Source organism: Plantactinospora sp. CA-290183, from assembly GCF_050936375.1.
Lineage (GTDB): Bacteria > Actinomycetota > Actinomycetes > Mycobacteriales > Micromonosporaceae > Plantactinospora.
In genome coordinates this window covers 414,927-440,948 of sequence record NZ_JBNJMX010000001.1, presented here as the reverse complement: position 1 = coordinate 440,948, position 26,022 = coordinate 414,927, and the positions used below count along the sequence as shown (strand labels likewise).

At 70.8% G+C, this 26,022-nt stretch carries 27 protein-coding genes and 2 pseudogenes; 10 read left to right on the top strand and 19 right to left on the bottom strand.

The window, feature by feature from the left end; genetic code table 11:
* Nucleotides 1-2: 2 nt before the first annotated feature.
* Nucleotides 3-749 (top strand): ABC transporter permease, encoded by a 747-nt coding sequence (locus ACQEUR_RS02085; RefSeq protein WP_433024444.1) that lies wholly within the window; start codon nt 3-5, stop codon nt 747-749.
* 25 nt (nt 750-774) lie between these two features.
* Here the strand turns inward: ACQEUR_RS02085 and ACQEUR_RS02080 are convergent, their stop codons facing one another.
* The 9 genes and pseudogenes from ACQEUR_RS02080 to ACQEUR_RS02040 all read right to left on the bottom strand — a co-directional run bounded on the left by ACQEUR_RS02080 (nt 775) and on the right by ACQEUR_RS02040 (nt 7,680).
* Nucleotides 775-906: a hypothetical protein gene (locus ACQEUR_RS02080; protein WP_433024442.1), complete on the bottom strand. Its 132-nt coding sequence runs from the start codon at nt 904-906 to the stop codon at nt 775-777.
* Between the two features lie 396 nt (nt 907-1,302).
* Entirely contained in the window at nt 1,303-1,908 is a 606-nt protein-coding gene (locus tag ACQEUR_RS02075; RefSeq protein ID WP_433024440.1) for a hypothetical protein, read from the bottom strand.
* Complete coding sequence (locus tag ACQEUR_RS02070) at nt 1,905-3,248, bottom strand: hypothetical protein (RefSeq protein ID WP_433024438.1); 1,344 nt, start codon at nt 3,246-3,248, stop codon at nt 1,905-1,907. Before ACQEUR_RS02070 ends, ACQEUR_RS02075 begins: the two co-directional genes overlap by 4 nt.
* On the bottom strand, nt 3,245-4,045 hold the full coding sequence (locus tag ACQEUR_RS02065) for an ABC transporter ATP-binding protein (protein WP_433024436.1): 801 nt from the start codon (nt 4,043-4,045) through the stop codon (nt 3,245-3,247). The genes ACQEUR_RS02070 and ACQEUR_RS02065 overlap by 4 nt, the downstream gene beginning before the upstream one ends.
* A 41-nt stretch (nt 4,046-4,086) precedes the next feature.
* Nucleotides 4,087-4,887: a hypothetical protein gene (locus tag ACQEUR_RS02060; protein ID WP_433024434.1), complete on the bottom strand. Its 801-nt coding sequence runs from the start codon at nt 4,885-4,887 to the stop codon at nt 4,087-4,089.
* Nucleotides 4,884-5,435: an RNA polymerase sigma factor gene (locus tag ACQEUR_RS02055; protein ID WP_433024432.1), complete on the bottom strand. Its 552-nt coding sequence runs from the start codon at nt 5,433-5,435 to the stop codon at nt 4,884-4,886. Before ACQEUR_RS02055 ends, ACQEUR_RS02060 begins: the two co-directional genes overlap by 4 nt.
* Before the next feature lie 169 nt (nt 5,436-5,604).
* Nucleotides 5,605-5,817: pseudogene (locus tag ACQEUR_RS02050) on the bottom strand (transposase); the annotation flags it as partial.
* 20 nt (nt 5,818-5,837) lie between these two features.
* The gene (locus ACQEUR_RS02045) at nt 5,838-7,094 is read right to left on the bottom strand and encodes an MFS transporter (protein ID WP_433024430.1); all 1,257 of its coding nucleotides are present in this window, start codon (nt 7,092-7,094) and stop codon (nt 5,838-5,840) included.
* A 1-nt stretch (nt 7,095) separates the two neighbouring features.
* A complete protein-coding gene (locus ACQEUR_RS02040; protein WP_433024428.1) occupies nt 7,096-7,680 on the bottom strand; it encodes a winged helix-turn-helix domain-containing protein in 585 nt (194 codons plus the stop codon).
* A gap of 173 nt (nt 7,681-7,853) precedes the next feature.
* Here ACQEUR_RS02040 and ACQEUR_RS02035 point away from each other — a divergent pair.
* Together ACQEUR_RS02035 and ACQEUR_RS02030 are read left to right on the top strand one after the other, a co-directional pair.
* A pseudogene (locus ACQEUR_RS02035) lies at nt 7,854-8,560 on the top strand (ISL3 family transposase); the annotation flags it as partial.
* Nucleotides 8,561-8,757: 197 nt separating this feature from the next.
* The gene (locus ACQEUR_RS02030; protein WP_433024426.1) at nt 8,758-9,435 is read left to right on the top strand and encodes a DUF899 domain-containing protein; all 678 of its coding nucleotides are present in this window, start codon (nt 8,758-8,760) and stop codon (nt 9,433-9,435) included.
* Nucleotides 9,436-9,718: 283 nt separating this feature from the next.
* Here the strand turns inward: ACQEUR_RS02030 and ACQEUR_RS02025 are convergent, their stop codons facing one another.
* The 3 genes from ACQEUR_RS02025 to ACQEUR_RS02015 form a co-directional block, all read right to left on the bottom strand.
* The gene (locus ACQEUR_RS02025) at nt 9,719-10,921 is read right to left on the bottom strand and encodes a hypothetical protein (RefSeq protein ID WP_433024424.1); all 1,203 of its coding nucleotides are present in this window, start codon (nt 10,919-10,921) and stop codon (nt 9,719-9,721) included.
* A 2-nt stretch (nt 10,922-10,923) separates the two neighbouring features.
* Nucleotides 10,924-11,508 (bottom strand): SigE family RNA polymerase sigma factor, encoded by a 585-nt coding sequence (locus ACQEUR_RS02020; protein WP_433024422.1) that lies wholly within the window; start codon nt 11,506-11,508, stop codon nt 10,924-10,926.
* A gap of 246 nt (nt 11,509-11,754) precedes the next feature.
* Entirely contained in the window at nt 11,755-12,576 is an 822-nt protein-coding gene (locus tag ACQEUR_RS02015; protein WP_433024420.1) for an SDR family NAD(P)-dependent oxidoreductase, read from the bottom strand.
* A 117-nt stretch (nt 12,577-12,693) separates the two neighbouring features.
* Between ACQEUR_RS02015 and ACQEUR_RS02010 the strand changes: the two genes are divergently transcribed.
* A complete protein-coding gene (locus tag ACQEUR_RS02010; RefSeq protein WP_433024418.1) occupies nt 12,694-13,332 on the top strand; it encodes a TetR/AcrR family transcriptional regulator in 639 nt (212 codons plus the stop codon).
* A gap of 85 nt (nt 13,333-13,417) precedes the next feature.
* Here ACQEUR_RS02010 and ACQEUR_RS02005 read toward each other — a convergent pair whose 3' ends face one another.
* Complete coding sequence (locus ACQEUR_RS02005) at nt 13,418-13,825, bottom strand: STAS domain-containing protein (RefSeq protein WP_433024416.1); 408 nt, start codon at nt 13,823-13,825, stop codon at nt 13,418-13,420.
* Between the two features lie 469 nt (nt 13,826-14,294).
* Between ACQEUR_RS02005 and ACQEUR_RS02000 the strand changes: the two genes are divergently transcribed.
* Nucleotides 14,295-15,008: a GAF and ANTAR domain-containing protein gene (locus ACQEUR_RS02000; protein WP_433024414.1), complete on the top strand. Its 714-nt coding sequence runs from the start codon at nt 14,295-14,297 to the stop codon at nt 15,006-15,008.
* Nucleotides 15,009-15,124: 116 nt separating this feature from the next.
* On the opposite strand, the gene ACQEUR_RS01995 is transcribed toward ACQEUR_RS02000, so the two are convergent.
* Complete coding sequence (locus ACQEUR_RS01995) at nt 15,125-17,491, bottom strand: IPT/TIG domain-containing protein (protein WP_433024412.1); 2,367 nt, start codon at nt 17,489-17,491, stop codon at nt 15,125-15,127.
* A gap of 27 nt (nt 17,492-17,518) precedes the next feature.
* Nucleotides 17,519-18,115, bottom strand: a complete 597-nt coding sequence (locus ACQEUR_RS01990) for a hypothetical protein (protein WP_433024410.1) — start codon at nt 18,113-18,115, stop codon at nt 17,519-17,521.
* Nucleotides 18,116-18,536: 421 nt separating this feature from the next.
* On the opposite strand from ACQEUR_RS01990, the gene ACQEUR_RS01985 reads away from it, so the two are divergent.
* Nucleotides 18,537-19,283, top strand: a complete 747-nt coding sequence (locus ACQEUR_RS01985) for a GAF and ANTAR domain-containing protein (RefSeq protein ID WP_433024408.1) — start codon at nt 18,537-18,539, stop codon at nt 19,281-19,283.
* Nucleotides 19,284-19,351: 68 nt separating this feature from the next.
* Here ACQEUR_RS01985 and ACQEUR_RS01980 read toward each other — a convergent pair whose 3' ends face one another.
* Entirely contained in the window at nt 19,352-20,509 is a 1,158-nt protein-coding gene (locus ACQEUR_RS01980; RefSeq protein WP_433024406.1) for a saccharopine dehydrogenase family protein, read from the bottom strand.
* Nucleotides 20,510-20,534: 25 nt separating this feature from the next.
* Between ACQEUR_RS01980 and ACQEUR_RS01975 the strand changes: the two genes are divergently transcribed.
* Together ACQEUR_RS01975 and ACQEUR_RS01970 are read left to right on the top strand one after the other, a co-directional pair.
* Complete coding sequence (locus ACQEUR_RS01975) at nt 20,535-20,741, top strand: hypothetical protein (RefSeq protein WP_433024403.1); 207 nt, start codon at nt 20,535-20,537, stop codon at nt 20,739-20,741.
* 96 nt (nt 20,742-20,837) lie between these two features.
* Nucleotides 20,838-22,478 (top strand): alpha/beta hydrolase, encoded by a 1,641-nt coding sequence (locus tag ACQEUR_RS01970; RefSeq protein WP_433024401.1) that lies wholly within the window; start codon nt 20,838-20,840, stop codon nt 22,476-22,478.
* 68 nt (nt 22,479-22,546) lie between these two features.
* Here the strand turns inward: ACQEUR_RS01970 and ACQEUR_RS01965 are convergent, their stop codons facing one another.
* The gene (locus ACQEUR_RS01965; protein ID WP_433024400.1) at nt 22,547-23,260 is read right to left on the bottom strand and encodes a helix-turn-helix domain-containing protein; all 714 of its coding nucleotides are present in this window, start codon (nt 23,258-23,260) and stop codon (nt 22,547-22,549) included.
* A gap of 238 nt (nt 23,261-23,498) precedes the next feature.
* On the opposite strand from ACQEUR_RS01965, the gene ACQEUR_RS01960 reads away from it, so the two are divergent.
* Both ACQEUR_RS01960 and ACQEUR_RS01955 read left to right on the top strand, forming a co-directional pair.
* A complete protein-coding gene (locus ACQEUR_RS01960; protein WP_433024398.1) occupies nt 23,499-24,164 on the top strand; it encodes a DUF4097 family beta strand repeat-containing protein in 666 nt (221 codons plus the stop codon).
* Nucleotides 24,165-24,309: 145 nt separating this feature from the next.
* Nucleotides 24,310-25,125, top strand: coding sequence for an alpha/beta fold hydrolase (locus tag ACQEUR_RS01955; protein WP_433024396.1), 816 nt, complete (start codon nt 24,310-24,312; stop codon nt 25,123-25,125).
* 38 nt (nt 25,126-25,163) lie between these two features.
* Here ACQEUR_RS01955 and ACQEUR_RS01950 read toward each other — a convergent pair whose 3' ends face one another.
* Together ACQEUR_RS01950 and ACQEUR_RS01945 are read right to left on the bottom strand one after the other, a co-directional pair.
* The gene (locus ACQEUR_RS01950) at nt 25,164-25,496 is read right to left on the bottom strand and encodes a low temperature requirement protein A (protein WP_433024394.1); all 333 of its coding nucleotides are present in this window, start codon (nt 25,494-25,496) and stop codon (nt 25,164-25,166) included.
* Nucleotides 25,475-25,792 (bottom strand): low temperature requirement protein A, encoded by a 318-nt coding sequence (locus ACQEUR_RS01945; protein ID WP_433025882.1) that lies wholly within the window; start codon nt 25,790-25,792, stop codon nt 25,475-25,477. The genes ACQEUR_RS01950 and ACQEUR_RS01945 overlap by 22 nt, the downstream gene beginning before the upstream one ends.
* Nucleotides 25,793-26,022: the final 230 nt, after the last annotated feature.

Below are 26,022 nucleotides of genomic sequence, written 5' to 3'. Positions count from 1 at the left end.
CTGTGTTCCGTGCCGAACTCGTCAAACTCAAGCGCTCCACGACGTGGCTGATCGCCCTGGTCCTGCCCTTTCTTGCTGTCACCACCGCTGCGATCAATGTCGCCAACAATCCGGACACCCTCGATTCGGGCTGGGAATCATTTACCTCGCAAGCCGTGCTGTTCTATGGGCTGCTGTTCTTCTCCATGGGTATCGGACTGATCGCCGCCACCGCGTGGCGGGTGGAACACCGTGGCACCAACTGGAATCTGCTGCTCACCACGACCACCCGGCCGATCGCACTCGTCCTGGCCAAGATTGCCGTGATCGCCGTGCCAGTGGCGTTCATGCAGGTCGTGCTGGTGATTGCCACGCTGTTCACCGGTACGTTCGTCCTGAATGTGGACGGAGCCATCCCTTGGAAGTTCACCCTCGCCGGACTCCTGGCAATCGTCGCCGCGTTGCCACTGATCGCGGCCCAGTCCCTGCTGTCGATGCTGCTGAAATCATTCGGCGCACCGATCGCGATATGCCTCGTCGGCTGCGTCGCCGCGGTACCCGCCATCACCTCGCCCACGCTGCGCCCGCTGAGATACCTCGTGCCCCAGGCGCTCAACACTCGCACCCTCAACCTCGGCTCGGTCGCGGTGGCGGACTCCGGTGACCTGATCCCCGCCGATGTCATATCGATCCTCGCCACGGCACTTGTTATGACAGCAATCGTTGCCGGGGTTTCCGTCGTCGCGCTACGCAAGATCAAACTGCGGTGACGCCAGTGCGTCGGACCGGGCTCGATCAGCCGACCACCGCGGTGGTGTCGTCATCGAAACTGCCGGGACCGCGACCCGGCTTCCACCAGATCGGAACGGTGATCCGCGCCCGCAGGTGCTCCCGTGGGCCGTGCGCCGCGCGGCCGGTGGTGATCATGTGATCGTTTCCGAAGGCCTCCTGTTGCCGGAGCGGTTCCCAGACAGCTCCACTCCACGACCGGAGGCCTTCACCCGCCTACGACATCCGATCGTGTCACCACAATCCCGACCAACCTCCCTGGGCAGTACGCCCAGCAGGACGTGCGTGATGGCCTCGGCGAGGTCACCCTCATGGGTCAGCGGCACCTTGGCAGCGGCGTACGGCACGCGGATGGGGCGCCGCTGCGCAATCTGGCTGATCCAGCTTCCCCGTGCCAGGGGGTACACCCCGGTCAGCGTCGCGGCCGTCACCGCGGACGGGACGATCGGAGGCGCCCGCATTCCCGCCGAACCGGCCAGAACCGAATGGTCAGCCGGTATTCGGTGGAAGCCGCGTCGGTGGATCGGGGCTCAGTCAGTGCTGGGCGGCTTCGGCGGGCGCCCGCAGGGCCGGCCCGGTCGCCGCGTACGCGATCAGCCCGCCGAGCGCGAGCAGCCCCGCCGTCACGGCCGCCGCGGTGCTGGACGGAGGTTGCGCCTGCCACGTCACGATCTGCCCCGCGAGCGTTTCCGAGTGGGTGAACAGGGCTGCGGGCAGTGTCCAGCCAAGCGGCAGGAACCAGGCCCGTGCGGTGCCGATCGTGGCGGCGCCCAGGGCGGTCAGCCCGAGCAGCCCCGCCGCGTCGCGCACCACCAGCCAGGCCGGGCCGAAGCGGGCACCGGTCGGCAGCGTGAGTCCCAGCAGCACCACGACGACCAGGAAGGCGCCGAGCAGGTGGATCACCCGGCGCGACGGCCACCGCAAGGAGGCGGTCTGCTCCAGGGCGTCGTCGGGGCCGCCGAGCGTTGCGGTCAGGGCGGCCACCAGCAGCAGGACGGTCAGGGCGACCATCGTCACGCCGACGGCGCGGCTGTTGGAGGCCACCAGCCACCCTGACCACGCCACCGCCACGCAGGCCGCGGCCGTGACCAGCGCCATCGGGACACGCCGGGAACGCAGGTAGAGCGTCAGCCACCTCACGGCTTCCCCCCGATCAGCATTCCCTTGCCGGCCGTGCAGGTCGCTGCGGCCCGGCGCAGCGCCACCACGCGGGCCTGCGCCTCGGCGTCGGGCAGCTCCTGCAGGCTCTGCCACCGCTGCACGGCGTTCGCGACGGTTTCCTCGTCGTAGGACACCTCGCCGAACGACGTCGAAAGCTTCGGCGACGCCGGTTCTTGTCCGGTCAGCCAGCCGGCGGCCGCCAGCATGTCGGCGGGTTCGGTCGGCTTGTCGCAGTCGGGTGGGCTGGCGAAGGCCCCGACGATCACCTTGGCCGCGGTGGTCCCGTCGCCGAGATGACCGTTCGGGCCAACCACGACGCGGAGGAGCACGACGTCCGCACGCCAGACCGGGAGGCCGTCGCCGGGGTACGTGGTGGTGTCCTCGTGCACCTCCTTCGGCGCGCCCGGCAGTTTCGCCAGGGCCGCGAGGCCGTCCCGGGCCCGCGGGACGACCTCGGAGAGCAGCCCGGCATGGACCCGGCTGACACACACCCGCGGCGCGTCCTGGGTGCACACCAGCTCCCTCGCCACCGGGTCGAGCGAATCGGTGACGGTCCTGTTCTGCTGGGGCATGACCGGGATCGCCAGCGCGGCACCTGCCAGCACCGGCACCAGCGCGGCCACCCGCATGCGCCGGCCATCGGAGACCAGCAGCAGCACCGCGGCGACCGCGAGAGCGGCCATCCAGCACGCCTGGGCGACGCTTACCCGGCCGGGGACGGTCGCATAGGCGCCCGGCATGTTCATCTCGTAGATCGGCGAGAACACCAGGGCCAGCCAGCCCCGGGGACGCGTCGCCCAGGGAATGAACAGCAACACCGCCAGACCCGCAACGCCCAGCACCGGAGCGGTCACCGGCGAGGGCAGCAGGCGACCGAGCGCCATGCCGAGCCAGACCGCCGCGATCAGGGCCAGGCCGCCGACGGCCGCGACGGCCAGCACCGCCGCCGGAAAATACCGGGCCGTGCCGGCGATCCACAGACCCCCACCCAGCCCGATCGCGAGATAGGCGGCCACCATCGCGGCCGCCATCGCGCCCAGCGTCGGCACGACGCGCAGCCCTCTCGGCCGAGGAGTGCTGGCGAACAGCTCCGCCACGTTCGACCGGTGCTCCCGGCGCGCCTGCCACGCCCCGGCGGCCAGCGCCAGCGGCCAGAGCAGGACCAGAAACCACCGCAGGGTCATGGCCAGTTGCATCCAGCCTTCCGCGAACTGGATCCCCTCGGCGAAGAAGATCAGCAGGAGGCCGATCACCGCCAGAGCCAGGGCGGACCCGAGTGCCGCGGAGCGGCGTAGCTCGATACCGAGGATGCGGTTCATCGACCGGCCTCCGTCCGGTGGCGGCGCAGCAGCGCGGAATACCCCCGCTCGGCCGGGCTGTCGCCGGCGTCGCCCTCTCCGCCCTGGGTGATCAGGTCGTCCGGCGTTCCCTGGTAGACCAGCCGACCCTGGTTGATCATGACGACGTCGGTACACGCGGCCACCACGTCCTCGACCAGGTGGGTGGAGACCAGGACGCAACTGTCAAGGCCGAGGTCACGCAGCAGTTCGCGGAATTCGAGGCGCTGCTCCGGGTCGAGCCCGACGGTGGGCTCGTCGAGCAGCAGAACCTCCGGATCGTTGACGATCGCCTGCGCGATGCCGGCCCGGCGCAGCATGCCGCCGGACAGCGTCTTCATCCGGGCATCGGCCTTGGCAGCGAGGTCGACCCGGTCGATCGCCCGCTGCACCGCTCCCGGCACCGCGGTCTTCGGCATCTCCTTGAGCCACGCCATGTACTCGACGAACTCCCGGACGGTGAACCGCGGGTAGAAGCCGAACTGCTGCGGCAGGTACCCCAGCCCGCGGCGGATCCGCCGCAGGTCGGCGCGGCCGTCGACGGACTCGCCCAGCAAGGTCAACCGACCGCCGGTCGGTTTCAGCACCGTGGCGCACGCCCTCATCAGCGTGGTCTTGCCGGCGCCGTTCGGGCCGAGCAGACCGTGCACTCCGGTATCCAGCGCCAGGTCGAGCCCGTCGACGGCCAGGTGCCGGCCGGCGCGCACCCGGAGCCCTTCGGCGTGCACCGCCCAGGGATGGATGGTGGGGGCCGTTTCGGCCGCCGTGACCGTACGCATCAGGTTCCTCCGAGACAGCGGGACAGGTGGTGCCGGACAGATCAGTCGTGGCTGGCCAGCCGGCGGAAGTTGTCGGCCCGGGTGGCGGCGAAACCGGCCAGCGCCAGGGCGAGCAGCGCCCACCCGCCGGAGCTGGCCGGTTGCAGCACCGCGGGCAGGTCAGCGGTGACCACGGCCGGTGCCACCGCGACCAGCATCCAGACGAGGCCGAGCCCGACAGCGGCGACGCGGACACCGATGAAGGCACCCAGCGCGATGGTGGCGGCGGTGAAGGCCAGGCAGGGCAACAGCGTCAGGGCCAGGGACCCGCCGGTACGGGTGTTCGCCAGGGCGAGCGCCGGTACGACCACGACCAGCACCGCGGCCGTCCGGCGGAGCAGCATCGCCAGTCCGGCCGACGGCGTGCCCGCGATCAGTTCCCATGCCGGGTCGTGGCGTCGGCTCCACGCGACCGCCACCCCGGGCAGCGGCGCCACCGGAGCCAGCAGGGTCACCAGCGACGGCAGGCCGGGTGTCAGCACCTGGAGCAGGACCGCACAGCCCAGAACGGCCACCGTCATGACGAGCCACGGCACCAGATGCCAGGCCGCCCAGCGGTGCAGCGCTACCGGCAGGCGCCGGCGGGGAGCCGGAGCCGGCCCGGCGGCTCTGCCCCGGCTCACCCCTGCGGCGACCCGGTCGAGCAGCGCCCGGGTGTCGTCCGTCGTGCCGTCGGCCACCAGGGCACGGCAGTCCGCACAGTCGTCGAGGTGCACCTCGACCGACCACACCGTGGCCTCGTCGAGGTGTGCCTCCAGGTCGGTGTAGCGGGCGATCACCGCGGGGCTCGGATGCGGGGTCATGACAGCGCCTCCCGTAGAGCGATTCGGGCCCGCCGAGCCCGGGACTTCACCGTGTTCTCCGGTACGCCCAGCAGCAGCGAGGTCTCCCGCACCGAGAATCCGTCGAGCACCATCGCCCGCAGCACCTGGCGTACCTCCAACGGGAGCGTGAGCAGCGCTTGCTCCAGTTCCTGACCCACCCGCCCGGCCATCACCTCGTCCTCGGCGGCAGGCGCGACCGACTCACCGAGCGGTACCACCGGCACCTGGCTCTGCCGCGCCCGGCGGCGGAACGCGTCGACGAGGCGATGAGCGGCGATGGTCCACAGCCAGCCGACCGCGCTGCCCGAGGTGGCGGAGCCGGCGAAGCTGCCCGCGGCCCGCCAGACAGCCAGATAGGTCTCCTGCATCACGTCGGCGACGATGTCGTCGTCGGCGCACCGGCGACGCAGTCGGGCGAGCAGCCACGGCGATGTTCGCCGGTACAGCTCGTCGAAGGCCTGCCGGTCACCAGCGGCGACGCGGCGCGTGAGGTCATCCTCGTCGGCGGCCTGGAGGCTTCGTTTCACCTCCAGATAGACGACCGCCTCCCGCCGTCGGGCTCAGAATCGGGAGTGACATGGGCCACTAATCGGGCCTCAGCCGCATCATGCGCATCTGCCGATACCCCTTTCAACAGGCGACCCACCGGCCCTGCCGGACCTCCTCCCGGCCGAGGCGAGGGGTTCTTCGAAGTTGGGCGGGGTTGAGGTGTCCGCGGTGGCGTCGGGTGGTGGCGGTGCGGGTGCGTAGGCGTTGGCTGTCGGGGTTGCCGAAGCCGTAGGCGTCGCGGGCGACGGTCTTGATCACGCGGTTGGTTCCTTCGGAACCGGCGTTGGTGATCCCGGTGGTCAGGAACGCGTGGATGTGCGGCCACCAGGTTTCGATGGTGGTGGCGAGCCGGTGGAGTTCGGCTTCTGATCGAGAACGGTCTACCCGATGTCGACGGTGGAGCGCTGTCGGAGGGCGGGGCGCTGCCGCAGTACGGTGCGCAGGCCCACGTAGGCGACCGCGGCGGAGGCCAGGTAGAGCGCGGCCTGCACGTTGAGGACGAGCACGACGCTGAGCGCGTCGCCGAGCAGGCCGGCGGCTGCCATGCCCAGCCCCTGTGATGCGTTGTAGATCGCGTAGTAGCCGCCGAAGGCTCGGCCCAGGTCGGTGTCGGGCACACTCTGTTGGATCTGCGCGAAGGCTCCGCTGTTGTAGGCGATGCCAGGCGCGCCGACCAGGATGAACAGCAGGATGTACCACCCGGGCTGACGGGTGACCGCCGGTCCGTTCCAGATGACCAGGCTGATCAGGGCGAACGTGGTGGCGCCGAGGCTCATCAGCAGCCGGGGACTGAGCCGCGCGCCCAGTATGCCGACAATGAGCCCGCCCGCCACGCCGCCGATCGCCTGCACGCCCCGCAGCACACCGGTGAGCGTGCCGTCGGCGTGCAACGCGCGGCTGACGAAGACCACGAAGAGCACCACGAACAGGCCCTGCGCGATGCCGCCCAGCGCCACGCTCAGGAACGTCACGCGCACGCTGCGGTTACGCAGCATCGCCGCGAGGCCGGACCGCCAGGCGGTGAAGAACGACGACGTACGCTCCGATGTCCCCGGCTGGGTGGCGTCGTGGTGCGCGGCCCGGCGGGCGACTGTGATCAGCGCCGCCGCGACCACGAAGGCCACGGCGGCGCCGATCGCCAGGTAACGGGTGCCTTCGCGGGTGATCGCAAACCCGCCGAGCGAGCTGCCGATGAGCCGCCCCACGCTCATGTTGAGCGCCACCATGCTGTTGGCGCGCACCAGGTGTGCGGCCTCGACGATGCCCGGCAACGCGGCGTTGCGGGCGGAGTCGAACGTCTGGGTCAGCACTGCCTGGGCCCCGGCGACCAGCGAGATGATCCACAGATGGTGCTCAGGTTGACCCAGCAGGGGGATCACCGCCACCGCCTGCAGCACGGCGACGCAGCTCATGAGCCGGAATCTGTCGAAGCGATCGGCCAGGGCACCGGCGAACGTTCCCAGCGTGATGCCGCACAGCAGTTCGACGAGGAAGACCGCGGAGGTGATGAACGCCGAGCCGGTCACCCCGAACACATAGATCGGCAGCCCGGTGAGCAGCAGCCAACTCGCCACGCTCGAGGAGAGCCCGGCAATCAGGATCAGGACGAATCCACGGTGACGCAGCAGCGTGAACATCTCAGATGAACTCAGGAGTGGGGTAGGCCTGCAGACTGAGACTGACCGGCCGGGCTTCCCCGGGGGGCGCGTTGCGCATCGGACGCAGGTAGGGCCGGATGACGGCGTCCAGGGTCAGCGTGAGGTGCCGCAGTTCCTCGGGGGTGAGCGAGAGCGTGTAGTTGTGGAAGGTCGAACTCTCCCGCCATTCGTCCGTCAGCTTGTGCTGCTGGTGCTGGTAGCGCTGCAGCGCCCGGAAGACCTCCTCAAGCTCGAGCGCGGTCAGCGCCTCGTTGACCTGCTGCCCGTCGACATCACCCGGCTCTGGCAGGAATTCGAACCCGACGGAGGCGGCACGCCAGGGCCGGTCACGCCGGTTGGCCCCCTCGGCGGGAACCCGTTCGATGAGTCCGTGACGGCCGAGCTGGTGCAAGTGGTAGCTGCAGTTCGACCCGGTGTCGCCGAGAGCCTCGGCGCACTGCGCGGCAGTTCTCGGGCCGGCGGCCAGCAGGTAGCGCAACAGCCGCAGGCGCAACGGGTGCGCGAGCGCGCGCAGTTTGGTCGCGTCCTGCACGCGCACCCGGCGTTGCGGCTCGTTCAGCTCCATCGGCACTCCCCAACGAAAGGCTTCTTTCGTTTATATGCTTATGGACCCGTTATCCGCAAGGACTGTTTCGCTTGAGTCTCGCCTCATCAGATTTTTCCGAGAGTTGAGCAGGGTTCATGGGTGGAGCCGACCCAGATGGCGGGGCCTGCAGCTCGTCAATGATCACCTGAGTGTGCCCACAGTGCGGGCAGCGAGCGGCTCGGGTGAAGCAGTGGGCCACGACCCGGCCGCGGGACCTGCCAGTCGCCGGTCGACCAGTGCGGCTGCGCTGGCGCAAACGACGCTGGTACTGCCCGACCCCGGCCTGTTCGCGCAGGTCGTTCACCGAGCAGGTCGCCCAGGTTCCGGCTCGTTCACGGCTGACCACACGACTGCGGCAGGCGGCCGGGACGGCGGTCGCCGACGGCGGACGCACCATCGTGCAGGCCGCCCGCGACCACGGCATCTCGTGGCCGATCGTCGCGGCGTCGTTCACCACCCACTCCACCGCGGTGTTGCCGGCCGAGCCCGAGCCGGTCGCGGTGCTCGGCATCGACGAGGTCCGCCGGGGCAAGCCCCGCTGGATCTGGGACGAGCAGGCCGGTTCGTGGACCACCACCGCGGACCGGTGGCACGTCGGTTTCTGTGACCTCTCCGGCGGCCAAGGGCTACTCGCCCAGGTCGAAGGCCGCACCACTACCGCGGTCACCGGCTGGCTGGCTGGCCGCCCGCCCACCCGGCCTGGCGCGTGCAGATCCAAGCGGTGGCGATCGACATGTGCACCGTGTTCAAAGCCGCGATCCGGCAGGTCCTGCCGCACGCGCTGCTGGTCGTAGACCACTTCCACATCGTGCAACTGGCCAACCGGGCCGTCACCGAGGTCCGCCGCCGGGTCACACTCAAGTCGAATGCCGGGGTTCACGCGAGTAGCCATCACCTGGGCGTTTCTCGTAGATCTTTGACGTGACCCGGATCTGCCCGGCTCGCACCGGCATACCTTGGCGCCAATGTGTAGCGGCTTCGGCAGATCAAGCCGGGTGTGACCCCGACGGATTCTTTGGGTACCTGTGACAGAGCCGAACAGAGGAGATGTTGATCATGGCTATGCCACCCGTTGTCGACCATCCAACCTGGCGCAGGGCGCTCGACGAGTTGCGCGTGCGCGAGAAGGCGGCCACTCGGGAACTCGACGCGGTCGCCGCGGAGCGACGAAGGCTCCCGATGGTGAGGATGCCCGAATACACCCTGGTCGGGGCCGAGGGACCGGTTCGGCTCGTCGATATCTTCGACGGCAGGTCACAGTTGATCGTCTACAACCACATGTGGGACCCGGACGCCGAGTGGCAGTGCGGCGGCTGCACCAGTCTCACCTCGTCGTTCACCCGGCTGGACTTCCTCGACAACTACGACGCACGGTTCGTGATCGTTACCCAGGGCCCGATCGAGGCGGCCCTCGCCTACGCCGAACGCGTCGGCAACACGATGACGTGGTACTCCACCGCCGACAGCCCGTTCGGGGCCGACGTCGACGCGCCACCCGGCGGCGGGTTCGCGGTGAACGTCTTTCTGCGCGACGGCGAGACCGTCTACCGCACCTGGCACACGACCGGTCGCGGCGTCGAACAGCTCACGTTTACGTTCCCCTTGGCCGATGTGCTGCCCTACGGGCGACAGGAGGAGTGGCAGGACTCTCCGGAAGGCTGGCCGCAGGGACCGACCTTCAACGCTTGGCTCGACTCGCCCGATGTCGCCCGGCTGTACGGTCGGGCGACCTGATCCGTCCCGGAAACGTGACCGCCGAATCATGTTCGGTGCGGACTGCCGTTCACCGTGCCCGACGGTTGGCCCGTACGAGTGCGACCGTAGCCAGTGGCACGCTGACCGCGCCGATGGCTGCGACGGCGGCGAGTAGGTACGCCGTGCGATGGTTCGGTGGAGTGCGGCGATCGGCCACCTCCGCCTCCGGCTCCTGTGGACGTCGGTTCCGACACCCGTTGACGCGGACCGCCCCGGAACCGTCGGCGAGGACTGGCGAGTTCCGGGGCGGCCACTGCCCGCGTCAGTCGACCACCAGCGCGGGTCGCCAGTCCGGCGTGGCACCGGCGAGGTCGAGTTGCTGGAACAGGCCCTTGGCGCCCTGCTCATCGAGCGTCCCGCGACGTGCGTCGATCATGACCGTCAGCCCTCGCACGTCGTACACGGTCAGCGACTCGAGCCAGTCCGGATCACCCCCGAGGGTGAAGTACGCCTGATGACCGTCGATGGTGGTGTTCGGCTGCGGGGGCTCCTTACCGTTCAGTTCGGCCCGGACTTCGTCGGTCAGCTCGAAGTACGGGGAGAAGCTGACGTCCAGCGTTTTCGCCCGCTGCGCGCCGGGATCCGCGGTGGGGGGTTCGGCGCTGTACGTGACGCCGGTGTACCACCGCCAGCCGTCCGAGGTCAGCGGCCCGGAGACGTCGGTCAGGATCGGCCGCAGATCCTGCGGCACCCCTGTGACCCGGCCCGGCAACCGCACCCGCTCGGTCGTACTGAACGCGAGCCCCTGCGCCACGTGCAGGGCGATCTCGCGGGCATCCTGCCCCGACGCCCAGGGCGCGACCCGGACCTCGGCCCAGCCGTCCGGGGCGTACCGCCAGCGGAGGCAGAGTTGGTCGGTGCCGTCGACGTCGTACTGGGTGAAGGTCGCCGCCCCGCCCCGTACGTCGGGCGCGGGCGCCGTACTCACGGTAGGCGCCCGTTCGTCGATGCCGACGACCTGCGGCGCGGGCGGCGTCACCCCCTTCGGATAGAGGTTGAACGACACCCCTGACCAGTTGGGGTTCGGCGAGCCGGCAGCGTGCCCGATCAGGGTGACTCCCGGGCCGCTCGGCAGCAGACCCGCCTGGTACTGCACGTCGTCCAGGTCCGACGGCAGCCAACCGAACCGGACGTACTGGACGGTCGGGTCGACCGTCTCCAACGCTGCCGGGATCCGGGACGGGTCGGGCGGCGGCACCTCCCCGGTGTACGGCTCCAGCGGAGCCAGGGCGCCGACCAGTTCCAGTGACGGGGCCGACGGCCGGTCCGGCGCCACCAGACCCGGTACCGTGGCGGCGCCGACGGCCAGGGCGGCCACCGCCAGCACGGCACCGGCGCCGCGGACGTACCAGCGCTGCCGGCGCCCGGTCGTCATCGCCCGATCGATGCTGAGTACGGCGGACGGCTTCTCGGCCGACTCGACCTCGGCCCGCATCAACCGCGCCACATCCACTTCGTCGATCACCCTCAACTCCCCTGGGTCAACACGTTGGTCGGCGCACCGCTCGGGTCGCCGGTCGGGATGGCGGTCAGCACGTCAGCTCGGCCGGGGGCGAGCAGACGACGTAGCGTCGCCAGCCCCTTGGCGGTCTGGCTCTTGACGGTGCCGGGCGCGCAGTCCAGCGCCTGCGCCGTCTCCTCCACCGACAGGTCCTGGAAGAACCGCAGCACCAGGACGGCCCGCTGCCGCGGCGCGACCTGGGACAGCGCCGCCACCAGATCGAGCCGGTCCGTGGCATCCGGGGCGGCCGGCGCGGGCCGCTCCGGTAGCAGGTCGGTGAGCAGAACCCGGGCCCAGCCGCGTCGCCGGTCGTCGATCAACCGCCGCAGCAGCATCGTCCGGACCAGGGCGTTCAGGTGGTCGGCCCGCCGGGCCCGCGACCAGTTGCGGTACAGCTCGGTGAGCACCCGCTGCACGATGTCGTCGCCCTGGTGCCAGTCGCCACACATCAGGTACGCCGTACGGCGCCACTGCGGCAGACCGGCGCGGACGTACTCGGTGTACTCGGCATCGGCCGCGGCCCGCTCGGCGCCTCCCCGGCTCAGCAGCATCCTCGAACCTGTTCTCCCACCGGCCACCAACCGCACGGCGGTCGTCCGCACACCCGCATCTCCACTCCTCCGGTAGCTGTGCCTCCTACAGCGCTATGTCGTTGCCGGAGCGGCGTCGGGTTGCCCGCCGGGGGCGACCACCTCACCGGCGCGTCCCGCCGGGTCGGCAGGCCGCCTCCTCCTCCCGGCGGGAACGATTCCCCACGTCCACCGCGGCTCGTCTCGACGTGTGGACCGGTGCCGACCTCAGCCCGGAGCCTGCCGGCTCAGGTGCTCCCAGGTCCGGTACTCCTCCGTGCGGGACTGATCCATCTGCTGGACCATGTCGTACGAGGCGCCGCCGACGATCAGCCGCAGCGGCGGCTCCGCCAGTCCGACCAACTCCATGATCACCGGCGCGGCGGTACTCGGGGCGGGACCGGCGTCCTCGCCCCACACCTCGGCCAGCCAGGCGCGCAGTGGCTCGTACTCCGGGCGCGGCTCCGTCATCGTGGTGCCCCGCGTGAACAGGTCCGTGCCGTACCCGCCCGGCTGCACGATCGTCACCTTGACTCCGAACGGCGCCACCTCCATCGCCAGCGCCTGGCTCACCGAGTCGAGCGCGGCCTTGGTCGCCGCGTAGAACCCGACGGACGCGAACCCGCCTCCGGATCCCATCGAGGTGACCTGCAGGATGTGGCCGGACCGTTGCGCCCGCAGGTGCGGCACGACGGCCTGGGCCACCCAGACCGCGCCGAAGAAGTTGACGTCGAACTGGGCGCGGATCTGCTCCTCGGTGGCCTCCTCCACCATGCCGAGCAGCATCCCGCCGGCGTTGTTGACCACGATGTCGAGCCGGCCGAACGCCGTTGCCGCCCGGTCCACCACCTCCCGCACGGCCGCACGGTCGCAGACGTCCAGCGTCAGCCGTACGAGGCCGTCCGGGTGAGCGGCGGCGAGATCGTCGAGCGGACCGAGGTCACGCGCGGCGGCCACGACCCGGTCTCCGGCAGCCAGCGCCGCCTCGGCGAAGGCCCTGCCCAGGCCCCTCGACGCGCCGGTGATGAACCATACTCGCGCGGTTGTCATGCGATCTCCTCGCTTATGTGAGACGAGACGGTCCGCCTCGGGAAGGCAGAGTCTGCCGGCGTCTCGCCGTGCTGTCAAGACGGAACGTCTCGTCTTGGCGGTGATATGCTCCGGGACGTGCCCAGCCCGAGAAAACCCGACCCCGTCCGGCGCAGCGAACGATCCCGGCGGGCCATCCTCGACGCCGCGCGCGACCTGGTCTCCGACCTCGGTTACACCAGGGTCACGATCGAGGCCATCGCCGCCCGGGCGGGAGTCGGCAAGCAGACCATCTACCGCTGGTGGCCGTCCAAGGGAGCGGTGATCTTCGATTCGTTCCTGGCCCTCAGCGAGGGCGGGGAGGGCGTGCGGCTGCCCGACACCGGCGACCTGGAGGTCGACCTCAAGACCGTCATGCGGGCGACCGTCGCCGAGTTCGCCGACCCGGCGTTCGAAGCACCCATCAGGGCGCTCAACATGGAGATCATCGGCGATCCCGCCCTCGCCGCCCTGTATCGCGAGAAGCTGGCCGGCCCCGTCGACGAAGCCAAGAAGGAGCGGCTCCGCAACGCCCAGCGGGCGGGCCAGCTGGCCGCGGACGCCGACCTCGACCTCGTGCTCGAGGTGCTGTACGCCCCCCTCTACCAGCGCTGGCTGCTCCGCTCCGGGCCGCTCACCCCGGAGTACGCCGACGCGCTCGTGGAGATCACCCTCCGCGCGTTCGGCCGCCAACCTGCTGAACCGGCCCACCATGGGGACCGCCACCCCAGGACCTGAATGGCAAGGCACAGCACAACCCCGAGGTCGCCGCCGCCTTCGACAAGCGCATCATCCGGCCACGAGCTGGCGGTTTCCGCCGGAACTACCGTGTCCGTTCCTGCGCCGCGTCGTCGCCGCGACGGCGCGGCTGGGATTCGGTACGGATGCCGAGCGTCTGTTCCAAGCCGGCGAGGTGTAGTACGCGTCGGGTGATGCCGTGCGGGCGACGCGCGGTGAGGCGGGACCCGGTCTGGATTGCCCGGTTGTATGCGACGAGTAGCGCGCTGACGCCGGCTGCACTGAAGAAGGTGACCCTGCCGAGGTCGCAGCAGACCCGGGGGTGCTGTTCGACGGCGGTGAGCAACGCCGTCTGCAGCAGCGGCGCGGTGGCGAGGTCGACATCTCCGGCCGGAAGGATGATCAGTTGATCGTCTCGGGTCGGATTCGTCGGCTCCGCCGGCTCGGTGTGCCAGGACAGGGTGAAAGGCGCTGTCCCACCCGGGCCGACCAACGCTGGGGCGACCTCGACCGGGGGGCGGAGGAGACGATGCCGCCCCGTCGTGGCCCGTCGACCGTCAGCGAGGCGAGGCGAGGCACCGAAGCGGGGCCCGAAGAGGGGTAGTGATCTGGGCAACCATCGCGCGGCCATGAGGGCCCCCTCTCTTGGCGGAGAGCAGGACGGGCGCGTGACTTGACCCGGAGGCAGCATACCGAGGCATGGCCGGAGGTGACCAGGTGACCGTCCGCCCTGCCAGGGCGGCCCTTACCGGCTCGGCATGGGGCGGGGTACGGTTGCGGCCTGTGGCCGATGCCCGGCGTTTAGGGAATCGGCGAGCCAGCGTCCAGCAGAACGGCGCGGGTCCCGGGTCCAGCTCCGGCTTGACCCGTGCAGCGGTCCGCGACCGTGGACCGCCACCGCACCCGCACCCGCAGCGCTGGTGAATCACAGCCGGGGCGCCGTCCGCAAGGATTCCTCCCGCATGTCTGACAGTCCGCTGGATCCCACCGAGGCGTTCGCCCAACTTGGGCGGATCAAGCTCAGCGAGACCAACCTCGACGGCGTCCTGGCGCAGATCGCACGGCTCGCCAAACACACCATTCCGGGCGCGGAGGAGGTGTCGGTCACCCTGCTGCGCGGCCCCGAGGCGCAGACCGCCGCGTTCACCGGCCAGGTCGCGTTGAACCTTGACGAGTTGCAGTACCAGCGCGGACACGGTCCGTGCCTGGCCGCCGCCCAGGCCCGCGACACCGTGTCCGTGCCCGACATGTCGACCGAGAGCCGCTGGCCGGACTGGGCCGACCGCGCCCGCACCGAAGGGGTGTCCAGTTCCCTGTCGATCGGGCTACCGGTCCAGGAAACGGTCGTGGGGGCACTCAACATCTACGGCACGAAGCCCGAGGCCTTCGACGAGGACTCGATCACCCTCGCCCAGACGTTCGCCGGTTACGCCGCCGTCGCCCTGGCCAACGCCCACCTCTACGACAGCACCGCCACGCTGGCCCAGCAGATGGAAACCGCGATGCGCAGCCGCGCCGTCATCGAACAGGCCAAGGGCATCATCATGGGCGAACGTCGCTGCACCTCCGAGGAGGCGTTCGCGATCCTCGTGAAGGTCTCCCAGGACTCCAACCGCAAACTCCGCGACGTCGCCGCCGCGCTCGTCGACCGCACCGCACAGCCTCCCCGGACGTAACCGATCCCCGCCACGATGCCGACACGGACACCTGGGCTCAAGCCCGGCTAGCGGATGACGGGGGTGGCGCACCCTGGCGCCACCCCCGTGCCTTGGCCCATCCCCTCCCTCGTCGGTCAGGGAGTCTTGACCCCGAGCGTGACGCCGCCGGTCCCGGCGCGGTCCGGATCGATGATCAGTCGATACCGTCCGGCGACCGTGGGGATCAGCGACAGGTCGCCGTCGGCGGTCTGCAGGAGGCCGTTGAACCCCGGCACCGGCTGGCCGTTCGGCGCCAACACCGTCACCCGGTAGTAACGGGTGGAGGTGTCGTTGACGAAGGTGCTGCCGGCGAAGGTCAACACCAGGGGCTGGCCGGCGGTCGCGTCGAAGGACGCCACGCCGTCCTGACCGGCCCGGGGCAGTTCGAGCCGCACCGTGGAGCCGCCGATCGTGATCGGTCCGGCGTCGACCGCGGTGGACAGTGTCACGCGTACCGAACCGGTGTTGACGTTGCTGTCGACCGGGTCGAGTTCGATCTCGTACCGGCCGGTGACCGGCAGCGTGATGTCCTTGTCGTCGCGCCCCGAGTGGACGTCCGGGAAGGGTCCCGCGACCTCCTGCCCGTTCGGCTGGAACACCCTCAGCCGGTACTGCCCGGAGAGCGTCGCGTCGGTGAAGCCGGCGCTGAACCGGCTGCCGGCGGTGCCCTCGAAGGTGGCCCGGACGTTCTGGCCCGGCCGGGTGAGGGTCATGGTCAGCGGATCGCCGCCGACCGTGACCTGGCCGGCGTCCAGGTCGGTGCTGAGGTGGAACGTCGCCGAGCCGGTGACCACGCCGAGGTCGGCGATGAACTGGTAGTCGCCGGTGGCCGGCAACCTCGGCACGTCGACCGTACGCGACACGCCCTGCGCGAGCAGTTGCTGGCCGCTGGGCGCCAGCACGGTCGCGATCATGCCGCTGGACCAGCTCGGCACCATCGCCCAGCCGAGCCGCTGCCCGCTGGTGCCGGAGACGGTGAACCGCACGTTCTGGCCGGGCCGGGCGACGGTGACCTGCGCCGGTGACCCGTCGACCGCGAGGGCGCCGCCGTCCACGTCCTCGGACACCCACAGGTTGTACGCCCCGGTGGTGAACGGATTGACGATGAGCTGGTACGTCCCGTCCACCGGCAACGGTTCGACGATCTCGCTGTCCAGACTGGAGAACAGGTCCCACCGCCGGCTGCCGTCCGGGGTGATCACCGTGATCGCCGGAAAGAAGGCCGAGTCCTGCACGTCGGTGATACCGAATCCCAGCCGCTGCCCGGCCCGCCCGGCGAAGGTGAGCTTCTGGTGCTGGCCGAGCCGGGTGATGCTCAGTGGCTTCGCCGCGCCGTTGACGACGACCTCGCCGACGTCGGCGTGCTCGGACAGGGTCAGCCGGTACGAGCCCGTCTGCGAGGTGCCGCCCAGGGTGTCGATCACCGCCATGATGGTGTAATCGCCGGTCCTCTCGGCGGTGAACGCGAAGGACCGGGCCGTGCGGCTGGCCACGAAGAACGTCACCTGCTGGCCGTCCGGGTCGAACAGCCGGATCGTGGACTGCGCGGAGCTGGTCGAGAACGTCCACTCACTCGGTGTGAGGCTGTAGTCCTTTCCTGCCGTGGCGGTGAAGCCGAGCCGGGTGTACTGCCACGGCTTGGCGAACGGGAGCTGGACGGCGTCACCGGTGGCACTGATCGATCCGACGTCCACGATGCTCGGCGACGTCACCGTGATCTGGCCGCCACCGGTGTCCGTCGTCGGGTCGATCACCAACGCGTACGTGCCGGTGACCGGCAACGGCGGGAGCAGGAACTGGCCGCCCTCGCGCGGAAGGTTCTGTTGCACGATGAAGCCGTCCGGCGTGCGCAACTGCGCGCCGTTCGGCCCGAACGGCTTGACGTCGAACCTGGACGTCATCGTGCCCCGGTCCAGGCCGAGACTGATCCGCTGTCCGGCGGTGCCGTCGAAGCGCAGCACCGACACCTTCCGCTGGCCGGTGATGCTGGCGACCACGTCCGCGCCGTCCACACTGATGGTCGCGGTGTGGGAGATGTCGGCGAATGCGTAGCCGGTCGGCGGTACCACGAAGTGGTCGGCGCTGGTCGCGCTGCCGTCGGCGTTGGCCACCGTGACGCGTCCGGGTCCGGTGCCGGACGGGACGACCGCGTCCAGGCGTGACTCGGTCGCCGCGGTGACGGTCGCGGTCACGCCGTTGATGGTCACCGTGTTCGCCACCGGGTCCGGCACGAACCCGCTGCCCTGGATGCTGAACGCCGTGCCACGATCGCCGCCGGCCGGCGAGAATCCGGTGATGGCCGGCGCGGCCGACGTGTTCACCGGCGCCTGCCTCAGCGTCGGCGGCGGACCCGCCGCCGCCGGCCCGGCACCGGCGAGCGCCGATGCCACCCCCGCCAACAGGCCGCCGATCGTCACGACCGCGAGGGCCCTGGCCCCCGGTACCCGCGATGGTCTTCTCATCCTCGTTCCCCCTGCGGATTCCATGCGTCAGACCTGGAACTCGTCGGAGTCGATCTCACAGACGGCGCGCGGCGTCCCGAGGCCGGTGCAGCCAGGGGGCATGGTTATCCAGATCCAGACGCGCCCCTCAGCCGGCTCCGGCATCAGGTCGATGACCGACGAACTGCGGATGAAGAACGTGCCGGGCCCGGTGAGCGGCCGGTACTCGGCCCCGCTCCGGGCGGGCGGCTCGCCCGGGCAACACTTCACGAAGGGGGTTTCCGGAGCCGTATGGATCCTCAGCCCTCCGCCGCCCAGGTGCAGACCCGCCTGGATGACGCCGACCATGTCCGGGCCGAGCTCGAAATCCTCGCCGCACTCGTACGTCACGCCGTACTCCAGCCAGGCCCGGGGGTAGAAGCCGCCGGCGTCGACATCCCATACGAAGAAGCACTGGAACGGCGGCGGTTCGGCCCTGGTGGAGCCCTTGACGACCGGTACGGCGACGAACTCGCCGGCCGTCGCCGCGGGCCCGCCCCGCACGTCCGGCGCCCTCGCCGGGCTCCCGCTCGCGGCCCCGGACGACAGCAACGCGGACAGCACCACCAGTACGCAAAGCCCGGCCCGGAACACCTGTCTCGTCACTCGCGATCGCTCTTCGGTGTGCACGTGATCCCCCTCCTGGTACGTCACGTCGTTGACGTCCAGGACGGAGCACACCATTCAGCGGCTTCAAACCGACTTCAAGCCGGTCCCGCCGCACCTCACGCGGCCAGCCCGCCGCACGCGGCAGCAGAGGGGCCTCCCCGTGCCGGCGGGGTTGTTCCGGCATCCGTTTCCCGCCGAACCGATCCGGCCGGCCGCCCAGGCCACGGCCGGTGGCACCGTATAGTGATCGTCGCAGCCGAGGCCGAGGCCCCGGCGAGTCAGCGTCCAGCAGCGGGCGCGGCACGGACTCAGCCGACGAGCCCGTGCGGTGTCCCGTATCCGCGGTGCGCCACCACCACGCGCGCTGCCGTCGCCTCCCTAACCGGTACGCGTGCCGGCCCACGAGGATCTCGACGTCATGGCGCAGCGACCCACCGATCCCACCGAGGCGTTCGCCGAGTTGGGTCGGATCAAACTCGGCGAGACCGATCTGCTCGGAGTGCTGACGCGGGTGTCCGAGCTGGCGCAGCGGACGATCCCCGGCGCCGAGGAGGTATCGGTGACGCTGTTGGGACAGCCGGGCGCGCAGACCGCCGCGTTCACCGGCGAGATGGCGCTGCGCCTCGATGAGCTGCAGTACGAGTACGACCACGGCCCATGCCTGGCCGCGGCCAGGGACGCCGCCGTCGTTTCCGTCGCGGACATGGCTGCCGAGGTCCGTTGGCCGGGCTGGGCGGCCCGGGCCGTACAGCACGGAGCACTGAGTTCGTTGTCGATCGGGTTGCCGATCCAGGAGTCGGTTGTCGGCGCCCTCAACATCTACGGCGGGAAGCCGGGTGCCTTCGACGACGACGCGGTCACCCTCGCCCAGACGTTCGCCGGGTACGCCGCGGTCGCCCTGGCCAACGCCCACCTGTACGACACGACCGCCACCCTGGCCGCTCAGATGCGGTCCGCGATGCAGAGCCGAGCCGTCATCGAACAGGCCAAGGGCATGATCATGGGCGAACGCCGCTGCACCGCCGACGAGGCGTTCGCCATCCTCGTCAGCGTGTCCCAGGACTCGAATCGAAAAGTGCGGGACGTCGCGGCGGCCCTGGTCGAGCGAGCCATCCGTCCGGCGGGGCCCAGACGTGATCGGGGTGCGTCCGGTCCACTGCGATGAACGTGGGCCAGGAGTGCCGGACAGCGGTGCCGGCCGTGGTCGCCGAACCAGCCGCCCGGTCACCGCGGCTACCGTGGCCGCACGACCCGGAAGGTGACACCGGCCCTTTCCAGCCGGGCACGCAACGCATCCCCCATCGCGACGGCGGTGGTGATCTGCCCGGCGCTCGACGGCAGCGGGTCGTGGGCGAGGCAGAGCGCCGATTCGGCGAGCATCTTCGACGTCTCCCCGTAGCCGGGATCGCCTCCGGCGACCTCGGTCACCACCCGCCGTTCGCCGCTGTCCGCGACGAAACGCAGCCGGAACCGGGCCTTCGCCCGTTGCTGCGGCGTCGGTCCCGACCCGGCCGGGCGCAGGCGGCTCAGCGCCCGCCGCGCCGGCGGTACCTGCGCCAGCGCGAAAAGGCCCATCGCGCCCGCGCCCAGCGCCGCCGCCGTCAGCGGGTTGCCCAGCGCCGCGAAGTGACCGTACGAGAAGTCGGGGCCGTAACGGCCCAGTGCACGGGCCGAGCGTACGACGATCTGCCGGTCGATCGTCGGCATTGGCAGCACCCACGCTCCCGCGGCACGGTCGTACCCCGGCCGGCCGGACGCCCCGCGGATCTGGCGGCTGCGGTCGGTCGGCTCCACCCGGCGGCGCTGCGCTCTCGCCACGGCCGCGGAGCGCCAGCGGGCGAAGGCAGTCAACACCGAATCGAATGTCCCGCCGGAGGGCAGGCCGGTCACGCTGAGGTACCCGCGCAGCCAGATCGGCTGGTCCTCGGGCACCTGTCGCACGGTGAAGAGCGCGCCGAGGTCCGCCGGGATCGCCTCGAAGCCACAGGCGTGCACCAGCCGGGCGCCGGTGCGTTCCGCGACGGCGTGGTGGCGCAGGTAGCTGAGGTCCACGAACTCGGGCTCGCCGGTGAGGTCGACGTAGTCGGTGCCCGCCTCGGCGCAGGCCGCGACGACGCCCTCGCCGTAGCGGATGTACGGCCCGACGGTCGTGATCACCACTCGCCCCGCCTCGGCGAGCCGGCGTAGCGAGCCCGGGTCGGCGATGTCCGCCTCGACCACGCCGGCATCCACACCCAGCCGGTCACGCAACGCGCGCAGCCTGCCGCCGTCGCGCCCGGCCACCGCCCAGCGGGTGCCGACCGGTGCGTGCGCCGCGAGATATTCGGCGGTCAGGCTGCCGGTGAAACCGGTGGCTCCGAAAAGCACGACATCGAACTGCCGATCTGCCACCCACCGAGCCTACGCTCGTAGCTGTGTGACCTGCCGTCTCGTCCGATGGCGCAAGCTCCGCCCCGGGCGCGCCACCCTCGACGACACCGTTGGTTCCGGCAGGCGGGCCTCCGTCCCGGACGCCATGACCGCCGCGCCGTACCGGTACCGGGCCCGGGTCGTGGTGCGCGCCGGACCGCACTGGTCCGAACGGCGGACCTATCCCGGCCTGACCCGTCCGGGTTGTCCCTGATCTCCCCCGGACAGGCTCGGGTGTCCCTTTTGCTCGGCGCTGCGCCGTGGTCGACTGGCGGCACTTCGTCGATGTGTCGAAACCGGGGAGCTGCCCATGAGACGAACGATCCGTACCACCGTCGGCGCCGCCACCGCCCTGCTCGTCCTGCTCGGCGCCGCACCGGCCGTGGCCGCCGCGCCGCCCGACGCGGCCGGCGAGACCGTCGGCGGTTGGCGTCCGGGGCCGATCGACTGGCAGCCGTGTCCGGAGCTGCCCGACGACCCCGCCGTGCGCTGCGCGACGCTGACCTTGCCGATCGACTGGGCCCGGCCGAGCGGCCCGACCTTCTCGCTGGCGATCGCCAAGCGCTCCGCCACCGACCCGGACGCGCGGATCGGTCCGCTGCTGGTCAACCCGGGCGGTCCGGGCGGCTCCGGGGTGGACGACGCGCTCGACGCCGAGCGGGGGCTGAGCCCGGAGATTCTGCGGCGCTTCGACGTGATCGGCTTCGACCCGCGCGGCGTCGCCCGGAGCAATCCGATCGTCTGCTCGCTCGACCTGCTCGCCCAGCAGCCCCACCCGGCCGTCGCCACGGCGGACGAGTACGGCGCGCTGCTCTCCTTCAACCGGCGGGTGCACGACGACTGCCGGGCGAACACCGGCCCGCTCTTCGACCACCTCGACAGCGTGGACGTGGCACGGGACATGGACGCGGTCCGCGCCGCCCTCGGTGAGCGGAAGATCAGCACCTACGGAGTCTCCTACGGCACCCTGGTCGGCCAGATGTATGCCGAACAGTTCCCGCACCGGGTACGCGCGATGGTGCTGGACAGCACCATGGACCACAGCCTGGGCGCCCGGGACTTCCTGCGGACCGAGACGGTCGGGGCGCAGGAGTCGTTCGAGCAGTTCGCCGCCTGGTGCGACCGGACGGAGACGTGCGCCCTGCACGGACAGGATGTCTCCGAGGTCTTCGACCGGCTGACCCGGCGGGCGGACGCCGGTGAACTGACCGAGCCGGACACCGACGTCGCACTCAGCTGGTTCGACCTGAGCAACATGGTGGTCAGCGCCGGATACCGCCCCTCCTGGACGATGCTGGCCGAATGGCTGGCCGCACTCGACCGGACCTCCGGTGACCCGAGCGCCGCCGGCCGGACCAGCTCGGAGCGGGCACCCGCGCCGCGACCGGTCCCGGCGGGGACGCTCGGCTGGCCGGCGGCCGACCCGGCGGACAGGGCCGCCGAGCCCGAGCTGGTGCAGTACCCGTTCCCGATCTTCTGCGACGACTGGTCGATGTCGATCCGGGACTTCGACCAGTACTCCCGCCACCTCGCCGAGAACCGGCGACTGGCACCCCAGGTGCGCGCCTCGGCGCTCGGTCTCTTCGCGGTCACCGCCTGCCTGGGCTGGCCGGGCGAGGTGGGCAACCCGCAGCACCGGCTGGCTGTGCGCACGGAGTTCCCGCTGCTGGTGCTCAACTCCCGGTACGACCCGTCGACCCCGTACCAGTGGGCGGTCAACGTCGCCGACCAGCTGGGCCGACACGGCCGGCTGGTCACCTACCAGGGCTGGGGCCACGGCGCCTACGACCGCACGCCCTGCACCATCGCCACCGTGGACCGCTATCTGGTCGACCGGAAGCTCCCGCCGGTCGGAGCGACCTGCGCGGCGGCCGCTAATCCGGAGTCGGCTCCGCCGTCACGGCGGAGCGCGGAGCGGGTACCGACCCTGCCCACCTGGTCCCTCAACTAGGCCGCACCGGTGACAACGGCCGTGGGCCGGGTGGCGACACCCGGCCCACGGCCCTCCACCCGGACTGGTCACTGGCTCTTGGTGTGGAGGACGTCGCGGGCCTGTTCGGCCGCGCGGGTGATGCTTTCGCTGATGAAGTCGAGGAAGCGGGCGATGTTCTCCAGGCGGCTGGCGGCGGGGGTGTGCGGGCCGAGGACGGCGACGCCTCGGCGTGCGGTCTCGACGAGCTGGTCGTTGGATCGGGCGCTGGCGATCGTCGCCTGGTAGAAGAGTTCGTCGTCGACGACGTAGCGGTCGCGGCGGCGTTCGTCGCGTTCTCGGCGGACGAGGCTCTGGCCCTCCAGAAAGGCGATCGCCTTGGAGATGGACGCCGGGCTGACCCCGAGGTGCTGGGCGAGTTGGGACGCGGTGAGGCTGCCCGCGTCGGTGGTGAACAGGCAGGTCAGCACCCGGGCCGTCATCTTGGGCAGGCCCGAGGCCATGAGGGCGGTGGCAAGCGTCTCCTCGTACTCGGCCACGGCCTCGGCGTCGCGTCCGTGCGGCTGCGGGGTCGACTGCGCCCCTCGGGAGGAGGCGGGCCTGCGCCGGTGGGCGCGGCGTTCGGTGGCGCGGTGGGCCAGGTCGGCGCGGTAGGCGGTGGGGCCGCCGTTGCGCATCACCTCACGGGTGACCGTCGAGGTCGGACGGGCGAGGCGGCGGGCGATCTCGGCGTAGGGGAGACTGTCGGCCAGCCCCAGCGCGATCTGCTGGCGTTCCTGCTGGGTGAGCCTGCCTCCCGGCATCGCGATCTCCTCGGTGTTCCCTCGTGGCGGTCCCTGACCCGCCCACCATAGCGTTCACTTCCTATCCATTGCAATGTCGAGGCAGCCGTCATTGCATTAGCCTCCAGACTCGTTGCAACAGTTCCACAGTTCCTACCTGCACAGATGTCGATCCTATGCAACAAAGCTGTTGTCGATTTCTGGAAAGCAACGTAGCTTTTCCCGCATCGGAAACAACGAACGAGCACGGGAGAGCACGATGCAGAAGTTCGACACCCCCGCCCCGATCTCCGCCGTCCTGGACATCCCCGCCGGACGCATCCAGTTCATCGCCGCCGACCGCGCCGACACCACCGTCGAGGTCCTGCCCGCCGATCCCGCCAAGAGCCGCGACACCGCGACCGCCGAGCGGACCACCGTCGCCTACGCCGACGGCGTCCTGCGGATCACGGCCCCGACCCCCGACAACAAGCTCTTCGGCCCCTCCGGATCCCTGGCGGTCACCGTCCAGCTGCCCGCCGACTCCCGCATCGAGGCCAGGACCGCCAGCGCCGAACTCCGCGGCGTCGGACGCCTCGGCGACATCGCCTTCGAGGGCGCGTACCGCAACATCAAGATCGACGAGGCCGCGAGCGTCCGCCTCACCGCGATCGACGGGGACGTCGAGGTCGGCCGGCTCAACGGCCCCGCGGAGATCAGCACGGCACGGGGCGACATCCGGATCACCGAGGCCGTGCGCGGCAGGGTCGTACTCGGTACCCGGTCGGGCGACATCTCGGTCACCGCCGCCGGCGGCGTCTCGGCCGCCCTGGACGCCAGCACCGGCCACGGCCGCGTCAGCAACGCCCTCAGGAACGACGGCACCGCCGAACTCGACATCCGCGCCACCACCACCCACGGCGACATCACCGCCCGCAGCCGCTGAGGGAGCGGCACCAGGGCCGTCAGGCCGGGCCCGCCGCGATCGAGAGCCGGTCGGTCGTCACCGACGACGCGGCCGTCCGTCCCGAGATGCCCGCGATCCGCGTGCGGGCCCGGGAGAAGTCGTACGAGCGACCAGGAGTGGAACCATGACGGAGAACAGCGCTTCCTCGACCAGTTCGAAGTGGACCGGCATGATGCCGGTCGACGATACGGCCCTGGCCGTCACCGACACCGGCGGTCCCGGCACCCCCGTGCTCTACCTCAACGGCCAGTTCGCCACCCAGGGGTACTGGCGGCGGGTCATCGCCGAGCTGGGAACGGGGTGGCGGCACATCACGTACGACGAGCGGGCCCGCGGCCGATCGAAGCGCTCGGCGGACTACTCCTTCGAGGCGGCCGTCCGGGACGTCGATGCCGTTCTCGCGGCGAGGGGCGTGGACCGGGCGCTGGTGGTGGGCTGGTCCTACGGAGCGGTCGTCGGGGCGCACTGGGCCAGCCGGAACCCGGAGCGTGCCCTGGGCGCGGTCCTGGTCGACGGCGCGTTCCCGTACGACTGGCTCGACGAGGCCATGGAGCAGCGGATTCGGAAGCTGTTCCGGCGGATGAGCTGGTTCCTGCCGCTGCTGCGCCCGACGGGCCTCGCCCCGCGGATGACCGCCGAACAGCAGGCGAACAGCAACATCGAGCTCGGCAGGCTCTCCCGCGAGCGCGAGTTGGGGCCCGTGCTGGACAGGATCGCCGTCCCGGTGCGGTACGTGGTCGCTTCGGGCAGGTCCTTCGCAAGCCGCGGTGACGAGCAGGAACGGATCCGTACCAGCCTCGACGCGGTGACCGCCCACAACCCGAACATCCAGATCGGCGCGAAGGTGGCCAGCAACCACGGTGCGATCCTCAAGAAGGACTTCCGGGCCATCGCCCAGACCGTACGCGAGGTGGCCGCCCTCGACCGTGGGCGGCGCTGAAGACACGCCCACGAGGGTCATGATCCGCGAGGTGGAACCTAGCCCGGTGGCGCGGGCTCCTCGACCGGTCGACGGTAGGAGCGTCGCGCGTCCGCGCCGGCGACGCCGAACAGCACGACGGTGACGGCTGCACCCGCAGCGAGCGGCGGCAGGTGCAGCGTTGCCGGCGTCAGCAGACCGAGAGCCAGCAGGCTGCCTTTCCGGGATCGGGATACCCGGGCGAAGACCTGGAACTCCAGGACCGATCGTCCGGCGAGGAAGAGGGCGGGGCCGCCGAGGATGGCGATGAGCCAGGTCGCCGGGAGGTCCGTGAGCGGCTCGGTGATGATCAGTTCGAAGCCGACACCGGTCAGCACGATCCCGGCGACCATGGCCAGGTGGGTGAGGGCCAGTCGGTGGCGAGGCGGAAGGTGTTTCGGGATCGGCTGATGGCCGCGCCCAGCACCCGTCCGGCCAGATGGAAGTAGATCCGCCATAGCAGGACGGTGCTCGCCAGCGCCAGCGCCAGCGCGAACCCGGCCGTCTGCCCGGTGTGGAACCTGCTGCCGCTGAAAGCCAGCCCGATCACGAAGATCGCCTCACCGAGCGCGATGAGGAGAAACTGTTGGTACCGCTCGGCCAGGTGCTCGGCCGCCAGTACGCCGACGCCGAGCCGTTGCGCACCGATCCGGGGGGGTCGGCCAGCCGAGGAGCAACCCGGTGTAGTCGACGAGTACCGCGAGGGTCCAGAGCGGGGCGCGGACCGTGCCCGGCTCGACCAGCCCGCCCACGACCCAGAGTGGCGCGCTCATGGTGAGCCAGAACAGGACCCGGACGGTCTGTCGCGGCTCCGGCCGAAGCCCCGGTCGGGTTCGCGCTCATGTCGCCGGCCTGACCGCCGGACGGATCAGCGGTACA

Coding starts and splice junctions, on each gene's coding strand:
- ACQEUR_RS01985 (WP_433024408.1), top strand. CDS start 18,537: ATGGCGCAGCGACCCACCGATCCCACCGAGGCGTTCGCCGAGTTGGGT.
- ACQEUR_RS01950 (WP_433024394.1), bottom strand. CDS start 25,496: ATGGTCGCCGGGATCGTGCTGACCGGTGTCGGCTTCGAACTGATCATC.
- ACQEUR_RS01960 (WP_433024398.1), top strand. CDS start 23,499: ATGCAGAAGTTCGACACCCCCGCCCCGATCTCCGCCGTCCTGGACATC.
- ACQEUR_RS02070 (WP_433024438.1), bottom strand. CDS start 3,248: ATGAACCGCATCCTCGGTATCGAGCTACGCCGCTCCGCGGCACTCGGG.
- ACQEUR_RS01955 (WP_433024396.1), top strand. CDS start 24,310: ATGACGGAGAACAGCGCTTCCTCGACCAGTTCGAAGTGGACCGGCATG.
- ACQEUR_RS02080 (WP_433024442.1), bottom strand. CDS start 906: ATGATCACCACCGGCCGCGCGGCGCACGGCCCACGGGAGCACCTGCGG.
- ACQEUR_RS01965 (WP_433024400.1), bottom strand. CDS start 23,260: ATGCCGGGAGGCAGGCTCACCCAGCAGGAACGCCAGCAGATCGCGCTG.
- ACQEUR_RS01970 (WP_433024401.1), top strand. CDS start 20,838: ATGAGACGAACGATCCGTACCACCGTCGGCGCCGCCACCGCCCTGCTC.
- ACQEUR_RS01995 (WP_433024412.1), bottom strand. CDS start 17,491: ATGAGAAGACCATCGCGGGTACCGGGGGCCAGGGCCCTCGCGGTCGTG.
- ACQEUR_RS02015 (WP_433024420.1), bottom strand. CDS start 12,576: ATGACAACCGCGCGAGTATGGTTCATCACCGGCGCGTCGAGGGGCCTG.
- ACQEUR_RS02040 (WP_433024428.1), bottom strand. CDS start 7,680: ATGGAGCTGAACGAGCCGCAACGCCGGGTGCGCGTGCAGGACGCGACC.
- ACQEUR_RS02000 (WP_433024414.1), top strand. CDS start 14,295: ATGTCTGACAGTCCGCTGGATCCCACCGAGGCGTTCGCCCAACTTGGG.
- ACQEUR_RS02065 (WP_433024436.1), bottom strand. CDS start 4,045: ATGCGTACGGTCACGGCGGCCGAAACGGCCCCCACCATCCATCCCTGG.
- ACQEUR_RS02020 (WP_433024422.1), bottom strand. CDS start 11,508: ATGCTGCTGAGCCGGGGAGGCGCCGAGCGGGCCGCGGCCGATGCCGAG.
- ACQEUR_RS02045 (WP_433024430.1), bottom strand. CDS start 7,094: ATGTTCACGCTGCTGCGTCACCGTGGATTCGTCCTGATCCTGATTGCC.
- ACQEUR_RS02030 (WP_433024426.1), top strand. CDS start 8,758: ATGGCTATGCCACCCGTTGTCGACCATCCAACCTGGCGCAGGGCGCTC.
- ACQEUR_RS02060 (WP_433024434.1), bottom strand. CDS start 4,887: ATGACCCCGCATCCGAGCCCCGCGGTGATCGCCCGCTACACCGACCTG.